General features: G+C 71.4%; 14 protein-coding genes. 9 read left to right on the top strand and 5 right to left on the bottom strand.

Going from position 1 to position 18,021, the window contains the following annotated elements; genetic code table 11:
- Window positions 1–43: 43 nt before the first annotated feature.
- Window positions 44–1,255 (bottom strand): molybdopterin molybdotransferase MoeA, encoded by a 1,212-nt coding sequence (locus C6361_RS09050; protein ID WP_107270840.1) that lies wholly within the window; start codon window positions 1,253–1,255, stop codon window positions 44–46.
- Complete coding sequence (locus C6361_RS09045; protein WP_107267453.1) at window positions 1,252–1,497, bottom strand: DUF6457 domain-containing protein; 246 nt, start codon at window positions 1,495–1,497, stop codon at window positions 1,252–1,254. Before C6361_RS09045 ends, C6361_RS09050 begins: the two co-directional genes overlap by 4 nt.
- 102 nt (window positions 1,498–1,599) lie before the next feature.
- Here C6361_RS09045 and C6361_RS09040 point away from each other — a divergent pair, with 102 nt between their 5' ends.
- Both C6361_RS09040 and fdhD read left to right on the top strand, forming a co-directional pair.
- Window positions 1,600–2,973, top strand: a complete 1,374-nt coding sequence (locus C6361_RS09040; protein WP_107267452.1) for an OFA family MFS transporter — start codon at window positions 1,600–1,602, stop codon at window positions 2,971–2,973.
- 113 nt (window positions 2,974–3,086) lie between these two features.
- Window positions 3,087–3,935 (top strand): formate dehydrogenase accessory sulfurtransferase FdhD, encoded by an 849-nt coding sequence (gene fdhD / locus C6361_RS09035; protein WP_107267451.1) that lies wholly within the window; start codon window positions 3,087–3,089, stop codon window positions 3,933–3,935.
- 209 nt (window positions 3,936–4,144) lie between these two features.
- Here fdhD and sucD read toward each other — a convergent pair whose 3' ends face one another.
- Together sucD and sucC are read right to left on the bottom strand one after the other, a co-directional pair.
- Window positions 4,145–5,020 (bottom strand): succinate--CoA ligase subunit alpha, encoded by an 876-nt coding sequence (gene sucD / locus C6361_RS09030; RefSeq protein WP_107263688.1) that lies wholly within the window; start codon window positions 5,018–5,020, stop codon window positions 4,145–4,147.
- A 5-nt stretch (window positions 5,021–5,025) separates the two neighbouring features.
- Window positions 5,026–6,204 (bottom strand): ADP-forming succinate--CoA ligase subunit beta, encoded by a 1,179-nt coding sequence (gene sucC / locus C6361_RS09025; protein WP_107267450.1) that lies wholly within the window; start codon window positions 6,202–6,204, stop codon window positions 5,026–5,028.
- 402 nt (window positions 6,205–6,606) lie between these two features.
- On the opposite strand from sucC, the gene frc reads away from it, so the two are divergent.
- The 5 genes from frc (at window position 6,607) to C6361_RS09000 (ending at window position 13,471) form a co-directional block, all read left to right on the top strand.
- A complete protein-coding gene (frc, locus tag C6361_RS09020) occupies window positions 6,607–7,836 on the top strand; it encodes a formyl-CoA transferase (RefSeq protein ID WP_107257113.1) in 1,230 nt (409 codons plus the stop codon).
- A gap of 122 nt (window positions 7,837–7,958) precedes the next feature.
- Window positions 7,959–10,124, top strand: a complete 2,166-nt coding sequence (locus C6361_RS09015; RefSeq protein ID WP_107257112.1) for an acetate--CoA ligase family protein — start codon at window positions 7,959–7,961, stop codon at window positions 10,122–10,124.
- A gap of 302 nt (window positions 10,125–10,426) precedes the next feature.
- A complete protein-coding gene (locus C6361_RS09010; protein WP_107263687.1) occupies window positions 10,427–11,830 on the top strand; it encodes an Nramp family divalent metal transporter in 1,404 nt (467 codons plus the stop codon).
- Between the two features lie 40 nt (window positions 11,831–11,870).
- The gene (locus C6361_RS09005) at window positions 11,871–12,449 is read left to right on the top strand and encodes a hypothetical protein (RefSeq protein ID WP_107267449.1); all 579 of its coding nucleotides are present in this window, start codon (window positions 11,871–11,873) and stop codon (window positions 12,447–12,449) included.
- Window positions 12,446–13,471 (top strand): TerC family protein, encoded by a 1,026-nt coding sequence (locus tag C6361_RS09000; protein ID WP_107257108.1) that lies wholly within the window; start codon window positions 12,446–12,448, stop codon window positions 13,469–13,471. Before C6361_RS09005 ends, C6361_RS09000 begins: the two co-directional genes overlap by 4 nt.
- 7 nt (window positions 13,472–13,478) lie before the next feature.
- Here C6361_RS09000 and C6361_RS08995 read toward each other — a convergent pair whose 3' ends face one another.
- On the bottom strand, window positions 13,479–13,688 hold the full coding sequence (locus C6361_RS08995; protein WP_107257106.1) for a hypothetical protein: 210 nt from the start codon (window positions 13,686–13,688) through the stop codon (window positions 13,479–13,481).
- 635 nt (window positions 13,689–14,323) lie between these two features.
- Between C6361_RS08995 and oxc the strand changes: the two genes are divergently transcribed.
- Entirely contained in the window at window positions 14,324–16,057 is a 1,734-nt protein-coding gene (oxc, locus tag C6361_RS08990) for an oxalyl-CoA decarboxylase (protein WP_107257104.1), read from the top strand.
- 498 nt (window positions 16,058–16,555) lie between these two features.
- Window positions 16,556–17,917: an NAD-dependent succinate-semialdehyde dehydrogenase gene (locus C6361_RS08985; RefSeq protein WP_107267448.1), complete on the top strand. Its 1,362-nt coding sequence runs from the start codon at window positions 16,556–16,558 to the stop codon at window positions 17,915–17,917.
- Window positions 17,918–18,021: the final 104 nt, after the last annotated feature.

The raw sequence follows: 18,021 nt of genomic DNA, 5'->3' as shown, positions 1-18,021 counted from the left end.
AGCCCGGGTGCCGGACGCGGGCAGCCGGGGACGGGCCACGCCCTCAGGCCGTGGCGGCGACGACCGGTCGGCACGAAACCGGTGCCGGCGACGTCAGCGCGGTTTCGGCGCTCGGCAGCGGGAGCAGTTCGACCTCGGCGCCGGCCCAGCCCGGCGGGACGACCGCGAGCGCGTCCGCCCCGGCGGCGCCCCAGAGTGAACCGGGGCGGTCGTGCCCGACCGGCAGCGCCGCCGACCCGACCCGGGCCACCGGCACCAACCGGGTGTCCCGGTCGTGCGGTGCCACCGGCCCGGCCAGCGTCGCGGTCACCGTCGCCGGTTCGGTACGCCCGGCCAGCCGGCCGAGCAGCGGGGAGAGCAGGGTCAGCGCGGCGACCAGGGCCGCGTACGGGTTGCCGGGCAGCCCGACCACGAACCGGCCGTCCGGCAGCCCGGCCAGGAGTTGCGGATGTCCCGGCCGGCAGGCGACGCCGCGTACCGGGACCTCGGCGGCGAGCGTGTCCAGGGCCCGGCGCAGGTGGTCGGCGGCGCCGGCCGAGGTGGCTCCGCAGACCACCAGCACGTCGGCGTCGGAGCGCAGCAGCGCGGCGACCAGCGCGGAGGCGTCGTCGGCGATCCGGGTGGACCAAGCCAGCTCGGCTCCGGCGGACCGGACCAGCCCCGGCAGCATCGGCCCGATCGCGTCCCGGACCTGTCCCGCCGTCGGGATGCCGGCGGTGCGCAGCTCCGCTCCGGTCACCACCATGCCGACCCTCGGCTGCCGGTGCACGGTCAGCGTGTCGTGCCCGAGGCTGGCGGCCAGCCCGAGCACGACCGGGTTGACGACCGTGCCGGCCGGCAGTACCTCCTGGCCGACCGGACAGTCCTCGCCCCGGCGGCGTACGTGCCGGCCGGGCTCGATCCGGCCGTGCACCGTCCGGTCCGTCCGGGTGGCCCGCTCGTACGGCAGCACCGCGTCGGCGCCGGCCGGCACCACCGCACCGGTGCCGATCTCCACGGCGTCTCCGGCGGCCAGCGGGGTCGGCGTGCCGGGATCTCCGGCGAGTACCCGCCCGGTGAGCCGCCACGGGCCGGGTCCGGACACCGCGTACCCGTCCATCGCGGCGCTGTCGTAGGCGGGCAGTGCGGAGAGGGCGACGAGTGGCACCGCCAGGGCGGAGCCGACGGTCTCGGCCAGCGGCCGCTGCACGGCGCCGAGGGGGCGGGCGGCGCTCCGGGCGTACCGCCGGGCCTCGGGCCAGGCGACGGCGCTCATCGTCCGGCGTCCCGCCGGGACCACTCCTGCGCGAGCCGGGTCAGCCGGTCCGCCGCCTCTGGCAGGGTGGCGCCCTGGCCGACCACCACGCCGAGCAGGAAGGCGCCGAGCGGTGCGGCGGGGCGGGTGACGCCGTGCGCGACGTCCCGGGCGACGTCCAGCACGAGCCGCTGGTCCAGCACCGCCGGGTCGAGACCGAGTTCGTCGATGGCCTGTCGGGTCCATTCGTCCAGCACGCTCATGCCATCTCCTCGGTCCGCCCGATCGACCTGGACAGTTCCCCGTCCGTGGTAGAGAATAGTGCACTCAACATACAGTATACAGTGGCCAGTTGGAGGCACCAGATGACGGACTCCAGCAACGACACGGCGGTGCGCGAGATCAGCGACCTCTACGGCCGCCGCTACCGGATCGGCGAGACCGACCGCGCCCTGCTGGGCCGGTCCCGGGCGTGGATGCTGCTGCTGCCCTGGGCCGCCATGCTGGCGATCAGCCTGTTCCAGTACGGCTACGGCGCCGCCCTGCCCACCCTGATCGAGGCGAACGGCTGGAGCCTGTGGCAGGCGTTCGGGGTACTCGCCCTCTGGGTGGTCTGCCAGGCGGCCAGCTCGCCACTGGCCGGGTGGTGGTACCAGCGGCTCGGCGGCCGGCTGGTCGTACCGATGCTCGTCGGCGCCGCCTGCTGCCTCGCCGCACTGCTCACCCTGGCGCACCGGGCCGACCTCGGTACCGTGCTGCTCGGCTACTCGGTGCTCGGCGGCGTCGGCGCCGGACTGGTCTACATGACCTGCATCGCCTGCGTCACCGAGTGGTTCCCGGAGCGGATCGCCGGCCGGGTGGCGGTGGTCAGCGCCGCGTTCGGCTACGGGTCGATCCCGTTCGTCGTGCTCGCCGGCTACGGCCTGGACGCCGGCAACCGGACGACCGTGCTGACCGGGACCGCCGTCGCCGTCTTCGCCGTGGTGGCCCTCTGCGGCATGCTGATGCGCAAGCCGCCCCGCAACTGGTGGCCGGCGCACATCGACCCGCGGCGCTGGGCGGTCGACCGGCGGCTCAACCGCAGCATCCCGCACAACCGCCCCGCCGCCCGCCCCTACCCGCCCCGGGCGGCGGTACGCAGCGGCATGCTGCCGTTGATGTTCGTGGTGGTGGTACTCACCGCGACGATGGCGCTGTTCGACATCGCGTACCTGGCCGGTGCCGCGTACACCCAGGGGCTGCCGGCGCTGACCCTGGTGGCCGGGATCGGCGCGCTGGCCGCGTCGAACGGGATCGGGCGGGCGGTGACCAGTTCGCTCTCCGACCGGATCGGCCGGCGCGGCACCCTGGGCCTCTCCCTGCTGGTCGGCGGGATCGCCCAGTTCGGCCTGCTCGCGGCGGCGACCAACGACAACCACCCGGCCGCCGTGGTGGGCTTCGCCGCGCTGGCCGGCGCCGGCACCGGAGCCGGCTACTCGCTGCTGGTCAGCCTGGTCCGGGACTGGTTCGGTGACGCCGCCACGGTGCCGAACTACGGCATCGTCTACACCGGCAAGTCGGTCGGCGGGCTGCTCGGCATCGTGCTCGCCGGGCTGGTGGTGACCACTCCGGACTCCGTGTTGCCGTTCCTGGTGGCCGGTTCGCTGGGGCTCTTCGGCGCGGCGCTGACCCGCTGGATGCGCCAGCCCGGACTGGCGATGGTCCGGCTCCCGTCGCCGCTGCGCGCCGACCGGCTCTAGGGCGGACGGAGGTCGACCGGCTCCGGGGCGGGCCAGAGGTCAGCCGGTGGACCCCGCGTGCAGCGGGGCCGGCCGGAGGCACGGGACAGCGCGAGGAACGGGTGGTGGGCGGAATGGGACGGGTGACGAGTCGACGCCGGGTGGTCCGGATCGTCGACGGCGAGGTCAGCGAGCCGATGGACACGCTGGCGGCCGAGGAGCCACTGGAGATCCGGGTGAACGGGCGTTCCCTGGTGGTGACCATGCGGACCCCGGGCGACGACTTCGACCTGGCGGCCGGCTTCCTGGTCAGCGAGGGCGTGGTACGCGCCACCGGTGAGATCGCCGGGATCCGCTACTGCGCGGGCGCCACCGCCGACGGGGTGAACACCTACAACGTGGTCGACGTGGTGCTGGCGGCCGGGGTGGCACCGCCGGACCCGTCGCTGGAGCGCAACTTCTACACCACCTCCTCCTGCGGGCTCTGCGGCAAGGCCAGCCTGGACGCGGTGCGTACCATCGCAACCTGGTCGGTGGCGGACGACCCGCTCCGGCTCGACCCCGACGTGGTCAGCGCGCTGCCGGACACCCTGCGTGCCGCGCAGCGGGTCTTCGACCGGACCGGTGGGCTGCACGCGGCGGCGCTCTTCTCCGCCGACGGTCGGCTGCACTGCCTGCGCGAGGACGTCGGCCGGCACAACGCGGTGGACAAGGTGGTCGGCTGGGCGCTGCGCAACGGCCGGGTGCCGCTGCGCGGCACGGTGCTGATGGTCAGCGGGCGGGCCTCGTTCGAACTGGTGCAGAAGGCGGTGATGGCCGGCATCCCGGCCCTGACGGCGGTCTCCGCGCCCTCCTCGCTCGCCGCCGACCTGGCCGCCGACGCCGGGCTCACCCTGGTCGGCTTCCTGCGCGGCAGTTCGATGAACGTCTACGCCGGGGCGCACCGGCTGACCCGGCGGGCCCCGAGCATCCTGTCTGCCTGACCCTCCGAAAAGTTCGCCGCGGCCGTACCCCGGCCGCGGCGGCTTCGTCGTGTGCCCGGTGCGGCGAGGGGTCCGGGCGGAGGTGTCGGCCTCCGCCCGGACCGGCGCCGACCTCTCGGGTACGGCGGTCGCCGGGTGCCGGTCGCGTCCGCCCGATCCGGCACCCGGCGTCCCCGCCGACGGTCAGCGCCTCGGCAACGCCTCGCGGATCAGCGCGCCAGCAACGTCTCGCGCATCAGCGCGGCGGTCTCGGACGGGGTCCGGCCGACCCGGACCCCGACCGCCTCCAGCGCCTCCTGCTTGGCCAGTGCCGTACCGGACGACCCGGAGACGATCGCCCCGGCATGCCCCATCGTCTTCCCCTCCGGCGCGGTGAACCCGGCGACGTAGCCGACCACCGGCTTGCTGACGTGCTCGGCGATGTACGCCGCCGCACGCTCCTCCGCGTCCCCGCCGATCTCGCCGATCATCACGATCGCCTCGGTCTCCGGATCGTCCTCGAACGCCTGGAGGCAGTCGATGTGCGTGGTGCCGACGATCGGGTCGCCGCCGATGCCGACGCAGGTGGAGAAGCCGAAGTCGCGCAGCTCGTACATCATCTGGTAGGTCAGGGTGCCGCTCTTGCTGACCAGGCCGATCCGGCCCCGCTTGGTGATGTCGGCCGGGATGATGCCGGCGTTGGACTGTCCGGGACTGATCAGCCCCGGGCAGTTCGGTCCGATGATCCGGGTCTGGTTGCCGGTGCTCCGGGCGTACGCCCAGAACTCGGCGGTGTCGTGCACCGGGATCCCCTCGGTGAGCACCACGGCCAGGCCGAGGCGGGCGTCGACCGCCTCCAGCACGGCCGCCTTGGCGAACCGGGGCGGTACGAAGACCACCGTCACGTCGGCCCCGGTCGCCCGGACCGCCTCGGCGCAGTTGTCGAAGACCGGGATGCCGTCGACGTCCCGGCCGCCCTTGCCCGGGGTGACCCCGGCGACGATGTTGGTGCCGGCGGCGACCATCCGGCGGGTGTGCCTGGTGCCCTCGGTGCCGGTGATGCCCTGGACCAGCACCCGGCTCTTCTCGGTGAGGAAGATTGCCATCGTCGTCACGCCCCCTTGCCGGCGAGTTCGGCGGCGAGCCGCGCCGCACCGTCCATCGTGTCCACCAGCCGTACGCCCGATAGCGCCGCCTCGGTGAGGATCTGCCGCCCCTGTGCGGCGTTGTTGCCGTCGAGCCGGACGACCAGCGGCTTGCTGATCGTCTCGCCTCTGCCGGTGAGCAGCCCGAACGCCGCGACGATGCCGTCGGCGACCGCGTCGCAGGCGGTGATCCCGCCGAAGACGTTGACGAAGACGCTGCGTACGTCGGGATCGCTGAGGATGATCTCCAGGCCGTTCGCCATCACCTCGGCCGAGGCGCCGCCGCCGATGTCGAGGAAGTTGGCCGGCCGGATCCCGCCGTACTGCTCACCGGCGTAGGCGACCACGTCGAGGGTGCTCATCACCAGACCGGCGCCGTTTCCGATCACTCCGACGGAGCCGTCCAGCTTGACGTAGTTGAGGTGTTTCTCGGCGGCCCTGACCTCCAGCGGGTCGGTGGCGCTGATGTCGACGTACTGCGGGTGCCCGGGTTGGCGGAACCGGGCGTTGTCGTCCAGCGTCACCTTGCCGTCCAGGGCCCGTACGCTGCCGTCGGCGAGCCGGGCCAGCGGGTTGATCTCGACCAGGGTGGCGTCCTCGGAGCGGAACACGTGCCAGAGCCGGACGAGTACCCGGGCCACGTCCTCGCGTACCTCGTCGGGCAGGCCGGCGTCGGCGGCCAGCCGGCGTGCGCTTGCCAGGTCGAAGCCGTCGGCCGGGTCCACCCGGGCCCGGGCGAGCGCCGCCGGGTTCTCCGCCGCCACCTGCTCGATCTCGACGCCGCCCTGCGCGGAGGCGAGGGCCAGGAACGACCGGTTGGACCGGTCGAGCAGGAAGGACACGTAATACTCGTCGGCGATGTCGCTGGCCTCGGTGACCAGCACCCGGTGCACGGTGTGGCCCCTGATGTCCATGCCGAGGATCCGGTCGGCGACCTCCCGGGCCGCGTCCGGCCCGTCGGCCAGTTTGACCCCGCCGGCCTTGCCCCGGCCGCCGGTCTTGACCTGTGCCTTGACCACGACCCGGCCACCGATCTCGGTGGCGGCGGCGTGTGCCTCGTCGGGGGTGCTGGCCACCCGGTTGCGGCTGACCGGTACGCCGTGCTTGGCGAAGAGTTCCTGTGCCTGGTGCTCCAACAGGTCCACCGGGCCTCCCTTCTTCTCGACCTTCGGTGGGTTGCCTCCGACGGCCCGCCGGGGTGGTTCCCGGACGGGCGGCGGAGAGACGGGGGAGTGGAGACCGGACCGGGTGTGCAGAGATCGGACCGGGGTGGGGTGCCGGGGAGCGGATCCGGGCTCTGGCCCGCGCTGACGAACGGGGGTCGTACCGCCTGGGCCTCGCTGACTTCGGCGGAAAACGTCCCGCTACCCCCTAGACACCCCGCTGTTACATGCGCCACGATATTGCCTACCCCATACGGTATGCAATCCCGAGGAAGGGGTGGACCGGGGCACCGGTCCACGGCAACCGCGACGGCAGGGCAGGGCAACCGAGGCATCAGCTCCACGGCCGGCAGTGCCGGGGCGGGGCGCGCACAGGAGGTTGGAATGGGTAAGGCGCTGGAGGGCGTACGGGTCCTCGACATGACGCACGTACAGTCCGGCCCCTCGTCCACGCAGATCCTGGCGTGGCTGGGCGCGGACGTGATCAAGTTGGAGGCACCGGGCCAGGGTGACATCACCCGTACCCAGCTACGCGACATCCCGGACGTCGACAGCCTCTACTTCACCATGCTCAACAGCAACAAGCGCAGCATCACGCTGAACATGAAGCACGAGCAGGGCAAGGAGGTCTTCACCCGGCTGGTCTCCGGAGTGGACATCCTGGTGGAGAACTTCGGCCCCGGCGTGGTGGAGCGGTTCGGCTTCCCCTGGGAGCGGCTACAGGAGATCAACCCCGGCCTGGTCTACGCCTCGATCAAGGGCTTCGGGCCGGGCCGCTACGCCAACTTCAAGGCGTACGAGGTGATCGCCCAGGCGATGGGCGGGGCGATGAGCACCACCGGCTTCGAGGACGGACCGCCGACCGCCACCGGAGCGCAGATCGGCGACTCCGGCACCGGCATCCACCTGGTCGCCGGCATCCTCGCCGCGCTCTACCAGCGCACCCGCACCGGGCGGGGCCAGCGGGTCCAGGTCGCCATGCAGGACGCGGTGCTCAACCTCTGCCGGGTCAAGCTGCGCGACCAGCAGCGGCTGGCGCACGGCCCGCTGGGGGAGTACCCGAACGAGACCTTCGGCGACGAGGTGCCGCGCTCCGGCAACGCCTCCGGCGGCGGCCAGCCCGGCTGGGCGGTGCGCTGCGCCCCCGGCGGGCCGAACGACTACATCTACGTGATCATCCAGCCGGTGGGCTGGAAGCCGCTCTGCGAGCTGATCGGCAAGCCCGAGCTGGCCGACGACCCCGCCTGGAACACCCCGCAGGTGCGGCTGAACAAACTCGACAAGGCGTTCGCGCTGATCGAGGAGTGGACCGAGCGGCACACCAAGCGGGAGGTCATGGAGAAGCTCAACGCGTACAACATCCCGTGCGGGCCGATCCTGTCGACGAGGGAGCTGATCGAGGACGAGACCCTCGCCCAGCTCGGCTCGGTGGTCGAGGTCGACCATCCCGCCCGGGGCGCGTACAAGACCGTCGGCAACCCGATCAAGCTCTCCGACTCGCAGGTCGAGGTGGAGCGCTCGCCGCTGCTCGGCGAGCACACCCTCCAGGTCCTCGGCGAGCTGGGCTACTCCGAGGAGCAGGTCGGCGAGCTGCGCGCCGCCGGCGCCGTCTGAAGCGGCCGGGCGCCGTCACGGCGGCGCCCGGCACCGCACCGCCCCACCGCTCCGTCCGACCAGAACCCGCACGTTCCCGGCCCGCCGGCCCGCCGGCACCGGCGTTTGAAGGAGACGACGTAATGCCAACCAACGACAGCAGCTACGACCGCGAGGCAGTGCGGCGGGTGCTGGACCAGGCCGCCGCGGAGGGCCGCAGTTCGCTGACCGCCCCCGAGGGGCGGCTGGTGGTCGAGGCGTACGGGATCGCCACCCCGGGTGAGGGTCTGGCCGGCAGCGCCGAGGAGGCGGTGGCGCTGGCCGAGCGGATCGGCCTGCCGGTGGTACTCAAGATCGTCTCGCCGGACATCCTGCACAAGACCGAGGCCGGCGGCGTGCTCGTCGGCCTGCGCACCGCCGAGGAGGTGGCTTCCGGGTACGACACGATTCTCGGCAACGCGCGGGCGTACAGGGCGGATGCCAAGATCGTCGGGGTGCAGGTGCAGCAGCAGCTCGACTCCGGCCACGAGGTCATCGTCGGTACGGTCACCGACCCGACCTTCGGCAAGGTGGTCGCGTTCGGGCTCGGCGGCGTACTCGTCGAGGTGCTCAAGGACGTCCAGTTCCGGCTCGCCCCGACCGACACCGAGACCGCCCTGTCGATGATCGACGGGATCGCCGCCGCCGAGATCCTGCGCGGCGTACGCGGCGCCGAGCCGGCCAACCGGGAGGTGCTGGCCGACCTGGTCGTCCGGCTGTCGAACCTGGTCACCGACTTCCCCGAGCTGGCCGAGGTGGACCTCAACCCGGTGCTGGCCACCGCCGCCGGCGCGACCGCGGTCGACGTGCGGATCCTGGTCGACCCGGCCGCCGCCGTGCAGCCGGAGCGCTTCACCGACGAGGAGATCCTGGCCAGCATGAACCGGATCATGCGGCCCGCCTCGGTCGCGGTGATCGGCGCCTCCGCCGAGGCCGGCAAGATCGGCAACTCGGTGATGAAGAACCTGGTCAACGGCGGCTACCAGGGCGAGATCTACCCGATCAACCCGAAGGCCAGCGAGATCCTGGACCGTAAGGCGTTCAGGAGCATCGCCGACGTGCCCGGCCCGGTCGACGTGGCGGTCTTCGCCATCCCGGCCAAGTTCGTGCCGCAGGCGCTGGCCGAGGTCGGCGCCAAGGGCGTCGCCGGGGCGATCCTGATCCCGTCCGGCTTCGGCGAGACCGGCAACCACGAGTTGCAGGCCGAGGTCGTCCGGGTCGCCCGCGAACACGGGGTACGCATCCTCGGGCCGAACATCTACGGCTACTACTACACCCCGGAGAACCTCTCGGCGACGTTCTGCACCCCGTACGACGTCAAGGGCGGGGTGGCGCTCTCCTCGCAGAGCGGCGGCATCGGGATGGCGATCCTCGGCTTCAGCCGGGCCGCCAAGATGGGCGTCTCCGCGATCGTCGGGGTCGGCAACAAGGCCGACATCGACGAGGACGACCTGCTGACCTTCTTCGAGAGCGACCCGAACACCCAGCTCATCGCCATGCACCTGGAGGACCTCAAGGACGGCCGGTCGTTCGCCGACACCGCCCGCCGGGTCTCGAAGACCAAGCCGGTGGTGGTGCTCAAGGCGGGCCGCACCGACCAGGGTGCCAGGGCGGCCAGCTCGCACACCGGCGCGCTGGCCGGCAACGACAAGGTCTACGACGACATCCTGCGCTCCAACGGCGTCATCCGGGCCCCCGGCCTGAACGACCTGCTGGAGTACGCCCGGGGCATCCCGCTGCTGCCCACCCCGCAGGGCGAGAACGTCGTCATCATCACCGGCGCCGGCGGTTCCGGAGTGTTGCTCTCGGACGCCTGCGTGGACAACAAGCTCACCCTGATGGAGATCCCGCCGGACCTGGACGAGGCGTTCCGCGCGTTCATCCCGCCGTTCGGCGCGGCCGGCAACCCGGTGGACATCACCGGCGGCGAGCCGCCGTCCACCTACCGCAACACCATCGCCCTCGGCCTGTCCGACCCCCGCATCCACTCGCTGATCCTCGGCTACTGGCACACCATCGTCACCCCGCCGATGGTCTTCGCCGAGCTGGTCGTCGACGTGGTCGAGGAGTTCCGGGCCAAGGGCATCCACAAGCCGGTGGTCGCCTCCCTCGCCGGGGACGTCGAGGTCGAGGAGGCCAGCGAGCACCTGTACCGGCACGGGATCGTCGCCTATCCGTACACCACGGAGAAGCCGGTCGCGGTGCTCGGCGCCAAGTACCGGTGGGCACGTTCCGCCGGTCTGCTGGGCGGCCAACCGGACGGCCGCTGAGCGATGCACGACAGTTCCACCCGACCGGGCAGTTGGAGGGGCCACTAAGCGACACGGCGACCCGCTCCGCGGCCAAGGGTCAACGGACACAAGCGTCGGAACCGGCCCGTCCTCCGGCTCCGCACGACGTCACAGTCCCCAGGAGGTCCAGCGTGGACGCTTCGAACAGCCCTTACCCAACTCAGCCGACAAGTACCACCCCGGCGGCCGGTACCGCGGCGCTGCCCGAGCAGCGCGGCGGTGCCGTCCCGCCGGCCCCGCCCACCGAGGAACGGGTGTGGCGGGCCGGAAAACTCGAACCGATGCCGATCCGGGAGCTGCCCAAGGCTCCGCCCTCGGTCCACCTGCTCGGCCCGACCGTCTTCCTCGTCGCGCTCGGCGTGGGGATGGGCGAGTCGTACATGTGGCCCCGGCTGGTCCTGATCTTCGGACCGGAGATCCGGTGGCTCTTCCTGATCGGTGTCACCCTGCAGGCCTTCGTGATGCTGGAGATGGCCCGGTACGCGATGGCCACCGGGGAGAGCATCTTCTTCGGGGCCGCCCGGGTCTTCAAACCACTGATGTGGTTCTTCTTCAGCGTGGCGATCCTGGTCTACATCTGGCCCGGACACCTCTCCACCGGCGCCGCCGCCTTCGAGGAGGTGACCGGGATACCCTGGACGGTCAGTGCCTGTGTCGGACTGATCCTGGTCGGCGTGGTGTTCAGCCTGGCAAAGGTGATCTACCCGCTGCTGGAGAGCCTGCTCGGGATCCTGATCGGCGTACTCGTGGTCGGCACCTCGGTGGTCGCCTCCATCGTCGGCCAGTGGAGCGACGTCACCTCGACCCTCGCCGGGATGTTCCACTTCGGCTACCTGCCCAGCGAGGCGATGTCGGCGGCCTGGTTCCCGGTGATCGTCGGTGCGATCGCCTTCGCCGGCCCGTCCGGGATGCAGCAGATGTGGTACACGCTGCACCTGCGGGACTCCGGTGCCGGCATGGGCGCGCACATCCCGAAGATCCGCGGCCTGCGGCACGCGGGTGACCAGGAGGAGATGCCCTCCCGCGGCTTCATGTTCGACACCGACAACCCGGAGGAGATGAAGAAGTGGAAGGGCTGGCGGCGCTGGGTCACCTTCGACGCCCTGCTGCTCTTCTGGGGCGTCACGATGCTGGTCACCATCTCGTTCACGGTGCTGGCCCAGACCGCCGTCCGGGAGAACCCGGGCGTCGGGGACGTGATCCGCGACGGTGAGCGGGAGGCGGCGCTGACCGCGATGGCCGACGCGTTCGCCTCGGCCGGGGCGCCGGTGCTGCACGGGGTCTTCCTCGGGTTCATCGCGCTGATCGGTCTCAACGCCACGCTCGGCCTCTTCGACTCGTTCTCCCGGGGCCAGGCGGACATGACCTACCACTTCGTACCCGGGGCGAAGCGGTTCAGCATGTCGAAGCTGTACGCCGGGTTCCTCTGGGGCGTCATCACCTTCGGCATCCTGATCCTGAACTTCGGTCCGGCGGACGGCCCGGGGGCGATCCTCGACGTACTGGCCTTCCTCTCCACCTTCGCGATGGGCGCGTACTGCGTCGTCCTGCTGCTGGTGAACAACCGGATGCTGCCGAAGCCGATCCGGCCGGGCATCGTGCAGAACGCCGTGATCGGGTTCGGCGCGGTGTTCTATCTCGGGATGTTGATCTACAGTCTGATCCGGTTCGGTGTGGTCATATGAGCCGGCGAAGCGCTGTGACCGGACAGAACGGGGAGAGGACATGACCGGCGACAAAGTACGCCACCTCGGTGAGCTCGCCCTGCCGGGAGCCGGCATCGGGGCGACCGCCGGGGTGGCGGCCGCCGGGCTCGCGCTGCTCGCCGGCCAACCGGTCGGCTGGGCCCTGGCCACCGGCGTGGGGCTCGGCCTGCCGCTGGTGCTGCTCGGCGGCGGCTTCGGGCTGCTGCTGGCCACCGGCATCGCCTCACCGGGCGTCTTCGCCCCGGCGGCGCTCTACTGGTTCATCGGCTTCCCGGTCGCCCGGGTGACCCACGAGATGCTGGTCGGCCTGATGGTCGTCGGCCGGCCGGCGCTGCCGCCGGACCTGCCCGGCTTCCTGGCCTACCAGGCGATCGTCAGCCTCGGCTTCGCGATCGGGTTCAGTTGGCTGCACGAGCGGATCGCACCGGGCTGGCTGCGCCGGATCCGGCACCGCAACCCGGCCGCCGACCGGCTGTACGCCTTCTACCTGCGGCACGCCGAGGCGCAGTGGAAGGCCCGGGAGAGCCGTCGGCGGGCCCGGGCCGCCGGTCGGGGTAACGGCCGACCGGCCCTGTTCCGAGCAAAGGGAGAACTATGAACCTGCCGGTCTGGGTATGGGCCGTGACGATCGTCGGCTTCCTGGTGATGATCGCCTTCGACTTCTACCTGGTCGCCCGCAACCCGCGCGAGCCGGCCTTCCGGGAGTGCGTCGCCTGGGTGAGCTTCTACGTGCTGGCCGCCATCGCCTTCGGGTTCGCGGTGATGGGGACGGCGGGGGTCAGCTACGGAGGACAGTTCTTCGCCGGCTGGCTCACCGAGTACTCGCTCAGTGTCGACAACCTCTTCGTCTTCATCATCATCATGAGCCGGTTCGCGGTGCCGGTCCAGTATCGGCAGAAGGTGCTGCTGATCGGCATCGTGCTGGCGCTGCTGATGCGGGGCATCTTCATCGCGGCGGGCGCGCAGGCGGTCGCCCGGTTCGACTGGCTCTTCTACCTCTTCGGCGCGTTCCTGATCTACACCGCGGTCAAGCTGGTCGCTCCGCAGCAGGAGGACGAGTTCTCCGAGAACGTCGCCCTCCGTACGGCGAAGCGGATCCTGCCGACCACGGAGTCGTACCGGGGTGCGTCGGTCTTCGTCCGGCTGAACGGTCGGACGATGGTGACTCCGATGCTGATCGTCATGATCGCCATCGGTACCACCGACCTGCTGTTCGCGCTCGACTCGATTCCGGCGATCTTCGGACTGACCCAGGAGCCGTACCTGGTCTTCACCGCGAACACGTTCGCGCTGATGGGCCTGCGGCAGCTCTACTTCCTGCTCGGTGGCCTGCTCGACCGGCTGGTGTACCTCAGCAAGGGCCTGGCGTTCATCCTGGCCTTCATCGGCGTCAAGCTCGTGCTGGAGGCGGCGCACCACGACGGGGTCTCCTGGGCGCCGTCGGTGCCGATCGCCGTCTCGCTCGGGGTCATCGTCGGCACGCTGCTGGTCACCACCGTGGCGAGCCTGGCGAAGTCCCGGCGGGACGGGGCGGAACGACAGTCCGCCGCCACGGAGGGAGCGGGGGCCGAAACCCCCGCTACCCGCGACACCGTGACGGCGGACCGGGACGCGGTCTGACCGGTCGTCAGACCTTGATCAGGTCTTCGTCCGAGGCGGAGCCACGGAGGAAGCGCTCGATCTCCTCGTCGCTCGGCCGGGCGGCCCGACGCTGGTTCTCCAGCGCGGCCGCCAGGCCGAGCCCGAGGGAGCGGCCGTCAGCCGGGAATCCGGTCGGCAGGGCCAGCCGGTCGGAGAGTCGGGTCAGGGAACGTGCGAACGTTCGCCAGGTGGTCATGACAGCATCACTCCTGCTTGTCGGTCTTCCCGGGAAACGACGCTTCCCGGGACCGTGCGCACCGGACCGGGCGGCGTGAGACCGTCCGGGACGGTGGTCCGGCAGGACACCCGGGTGTGCCTGGTGGGGCCCGGGCACACCCCGGGTCGCCGGATCTTCGCCGTCACGCCTCGTCGCGTGGCGGCCGGATCTATGTCTGTCGCCGGATCGATGACCGGCGGGGGTCGCCCGCGGCGGCCGTGCGGGGCCGCAGCCTGGCGGCCCGGTCGGTGGTGTGAACGGTACGCCGGCCTCTCCTCTGTGGAGCTACCCGGTCCTGCGTCACCACAAACCCTCGTCCTCGTGCTCGTCCTGTCCGGCGACAGGTCCTTGTTCGACGGTTCCAGGATACCGCCTTCGGTATACAAAAAACCGATCCAGTGACCAAAGCCACCGCGTCGCCGCCCGGTCCCGCGACCGCCAGCTCGGCGCCGGTACGGGCCGGCCTGCCCGGAAAACGTCTCTGCCACCCCCTAGACACCCCGCTGTCACATGGTCCACGATTATTGCCTACCCCATACGGTATGCACTTCTAGGGACGGCGAGGGGAAGGACGTCGCTTCCCGTGCGCACGACGATGATGGAGGACCCTGATCATGACCATCGCTTCCCTTCGGGAGTCAGAAGCCGGCGGCCTGGTAAGTGCGAAGAAACTCACCGACGGGATCCATCTGGTCGTCGACGCGCTCAAGCTCAACGAGGTCGACGCCATCTACGGCGTCGTCGGCATCCCGATCACCGACCTGGCCCGCCTGGCGCAGGCGTCCGGCATCCGTTTCATCGGCTTCCGGCACGAGAGCGCTGCCGGGCACGCCGCGGCGGCGGCCGGGTTCCTGACGAAGAAGCCGGGAATCTGCCTGACGGTCTCCGCTCCGGGCTTCCTCAACGGGCTGGTGGCGCTGGCCAACGCCACCGTGAACTGCTTCCCGATGGTGCAGATCTCCGGCTCCAGCGAGCGGCACCTCGTCGACCTGCAACGGGGCGACTACGAGGAGATGGACCAGCTCGCGGCGGCCCGACAGTTTGCCAAGGCGGCCTACCGGGTGCACCGGGCCGAGGACATCGGCCGAGGCGTGGCCCGGGCGATCCGCACCGCCGTCTCCGGCCGACCGGGCGGGGTCTACCTCGACATCCCGGCCGCGGTCCTCGGCGAGGTCATCGATGCCGATCTGGGCGCCGCGTCGCTGTGGCGGGTCGTCGACCCGGCACCGCGGCAGATGCCCGAACCCGCCGCCCTGGACCGCGCGATCGAACTGCTCGCGGGCGCCGAACGGCCGCTCGTCGTGCTCGGCAAGGGCGCGGCGTACGCGCAGGCGGACGAGGAGATCCGCCAGTTCGTCGAGCTGACCGGCGTGCCCTACCTGCCCATGTCGATGGCGAAGGGCCTGCTGCCCGACGACCACCCACAGTCGGTGGCCAGCACCAGGTCGCTGGCGCTACGCCGGGCCGACGTCGTGCTGCTGGTCGGTGCGCGCCTGAACTGGCTGCTCGGGCACGGCGACGCACCGCAGTGGAACCCCGACGCCAAGTTCATCCAGGTCGACATCGCCAGCACCGAGCTGGACAGCAACCAGCCGATCGCGGCGCCGCTCGTCGGTGACGTCGGCTCGGTGCTGCAGGCCCTGATCGACCGGACCAAGCCGGGCCAGATCGCCGTACCGACCCAGTGGCGGGACGAGCTTTCGGCCCGCTCCGCGGAGAACGTCGGCAAGATGGCCAAGCGCCTCAAGGCCGCCGAGACGGCACACCCGATGAAGTTCCTCGGCGCCCTGCAGGCCATCCGCGACGTCCTGCGGGAGAACCCGCAGACGTACGTCGTCAACGAGGGCGCGAACGCGCTCGACCTGGCCCGCAACACGATCGGCATGCAGGTGCCGCGACACCGGCTGGACAGCGGCACCTGGGGCGTGATGGGCATCGGCATGGGGTACGCGATCGCCGCCGCGGTCGAGAGCGGAGACCCGGTCGTCGCCATCGAGGGCGACAGCGCGTTCGGGTTCAGCGGCATGGAGCTGGAGACGATCTGCCGCTACGGGCTGCCCGTGGTCACGATCGTGCTGAACAACAGCGGGGTCTACCGTGGCGACGAGGGGTCGACCTCCGAGGATCCGGCACCGACCGCCCTGCGGGCCCGGCACGACCTCATGATCGCCGCGTTCGGCGGGAAGGGCTACCGGGCGACGACACCGGCGGAGGTCACCGCCGCCCTGCGCGAGGCCCTGGCCCTGGGCAAGCCCGCGCTCATCGACTGCGTCATCGACCCCACCGACGGAACCGAGAGCGGCAACATCGCGCACCTCAACCCGAAGGGCATCACGGTACAGCGGTGAGCACGAGCGTCACCCCCGCACCGCACGGTGCGGGGGCGATGGCCGGGCGGCACCGTACCGGCCGGGCCGGCGGGGAGGGCGTCGAACGTCCCGCCCGGACGACTCGGCCGGCTCACGCGTTCTGAGCAACGACAACGACACCAGCCACCGCTCCGACGAACCCGCGGCGTGGGTGGGCGCCCCGGCGACGCGCGATCGCGTACTCGCCGTGGTGGGCGGGGCGTCCCGCATCGTGGTCGGGCCGCCCGGCGAGCTGCCGCCCCGGAGGCCGACCGCCCGTGCGGATCCGCCGGGGCGGCTCACGGGTCGCCGCCACCGGACCGATCCGGGTACGACTGCCGTGGCGCTGCCCGCCGCCGTCGACCGGATCCCGGCCGTCCGGGGCGTTCCCCGCGACCGGCGAGGAGCCTCGCATCCGGCAAGCCTGTGCACAGCACGCAGGCGTAATCACAGAGTGTCCCGGCACAGCGCTGGTAGAGAACGGAGGCGTGGATCCCCATGTACACAGTTACCGACCCGGCGACGGGTGAACTGATCGAGAAGATCGAGAACGCGACCGAGGCGGAGGTCCGTGCGGCGATCGAGCGCGTCCACCACGGGTACCAGTCGTGGCGGCGTCGGCCGGTCGCCGAGCGGGCCGGCATCGTGTCCCGGGCGGCGGACCTGTTCGCCGAGCGCGCCGACGAGCTGGCGGAGACGATGACGCTGGAGATGGGCAAGCGGATCAACGAGGGGCGCGGTGAGATCGGCGTCGTCGTCGACATCTTCCGGTACTACGCCGACAACGGTCCCGCGCTGCTGGCCGACGAGCCGCTGGAGATCAGGGGCGGCAGGGCAGTCATCACCAAGAACCCGATCGGGCCGCTGCTCGGCGTCATGCCGTGGAACTTCCCCTGCTATCAGATCGCCAGGTTCGCGGCGCCGAACCTGGTCCTCGGCAACACGATCCTGCTGAAGCACGCCTCGATCTGCCCCCGGTCGGCAGTCGCGATCGAGCGGATCCTGCACGACGCCGGAGTGCCCGAGGACGTGTACGTGAACATCTTCGCGTCCAGCTCGCAGGTCCCCCGGATACTCGCGGACCCCCGCATCCAGGGGGTCTCGCTGACCGGCAGCGAGCGGGCGGGCATCTCGGTCGCGGCCGAGGCCGGAAAGAACCTGAAGCGGGTCGTCCTGGAGCTGGGCGGCTCCGACCCGCTGATCCTGCTGGACACCGACGACATGGAGCAGACGGTGCGGGCCACCGCGACCGCCCGGATGCGCAACTGCGGCCAGTCGTGCAACTCGCCGAAGCGGATGATCGTGCTCGCCGACATCTACGAGGAGTTCGTCGAGCGGCTGACCGCGCACGTGGCCGAGACCTTCGTACCGGGCGACCCCGGTGATCCCGCGACGAAGCTGCCGCCGCTGGCCTCGGTCGCCGCCGCCGACGAGGTGGCCGGTCAGGTGGAGAAGGCCGTCCGGCAGGGGGCGACGCTGCGTACCGGTGGACGTCGGCTCGACCGGCCCGGCGCCTATCTCGAAGCCACCGTGCTCACCGACGTGACCCGCGAGATGGACGCCTACTACGAGGAGATCTTCGGTCCGGTGGTGCTGGTCTTCCGGGCGGAGACCGAGGAGGAGGCGGTCGCGATCGCGAACGACTCGCCGTTCGGGCTCGGCGCCAGCGTCTGGGGCACGGATCCCGAGCGGTTGCGCCGGGTTGCCGGCCAGATCGAGTCCGGCATGGTGTATCTGAACAGCGCCGGTGGGTCGCAGGCCGACCTGCCGTTCGGCGGGATCAAGCGCTCCGGGATGGGTCGGGAACTCGGCGCGGCCGGCATCGAGGAGTTCATGAACAAGAAATCCATCCGGCTGTGAGGGGATGCGGGCCGGACTCGGAGACCCGTACGCGTACGCACCGGGCACCGTGAACCAACGCCGCACGTCCCGTCGGGAGTCGACGGGACGTGCGGCGTGACGGT

This window comes from Plantactinospora sp. BC1 (genome assembly GCF_003030345.1).
Lineage (GTDB): Bacteria > Actinomycetota > Actinomycetes > Mycobacteriales > Micromonosporaceae > Plantactinospora.
This window is presented reverse-complemented; position numbering and strand designations above follow the sequence as displayed.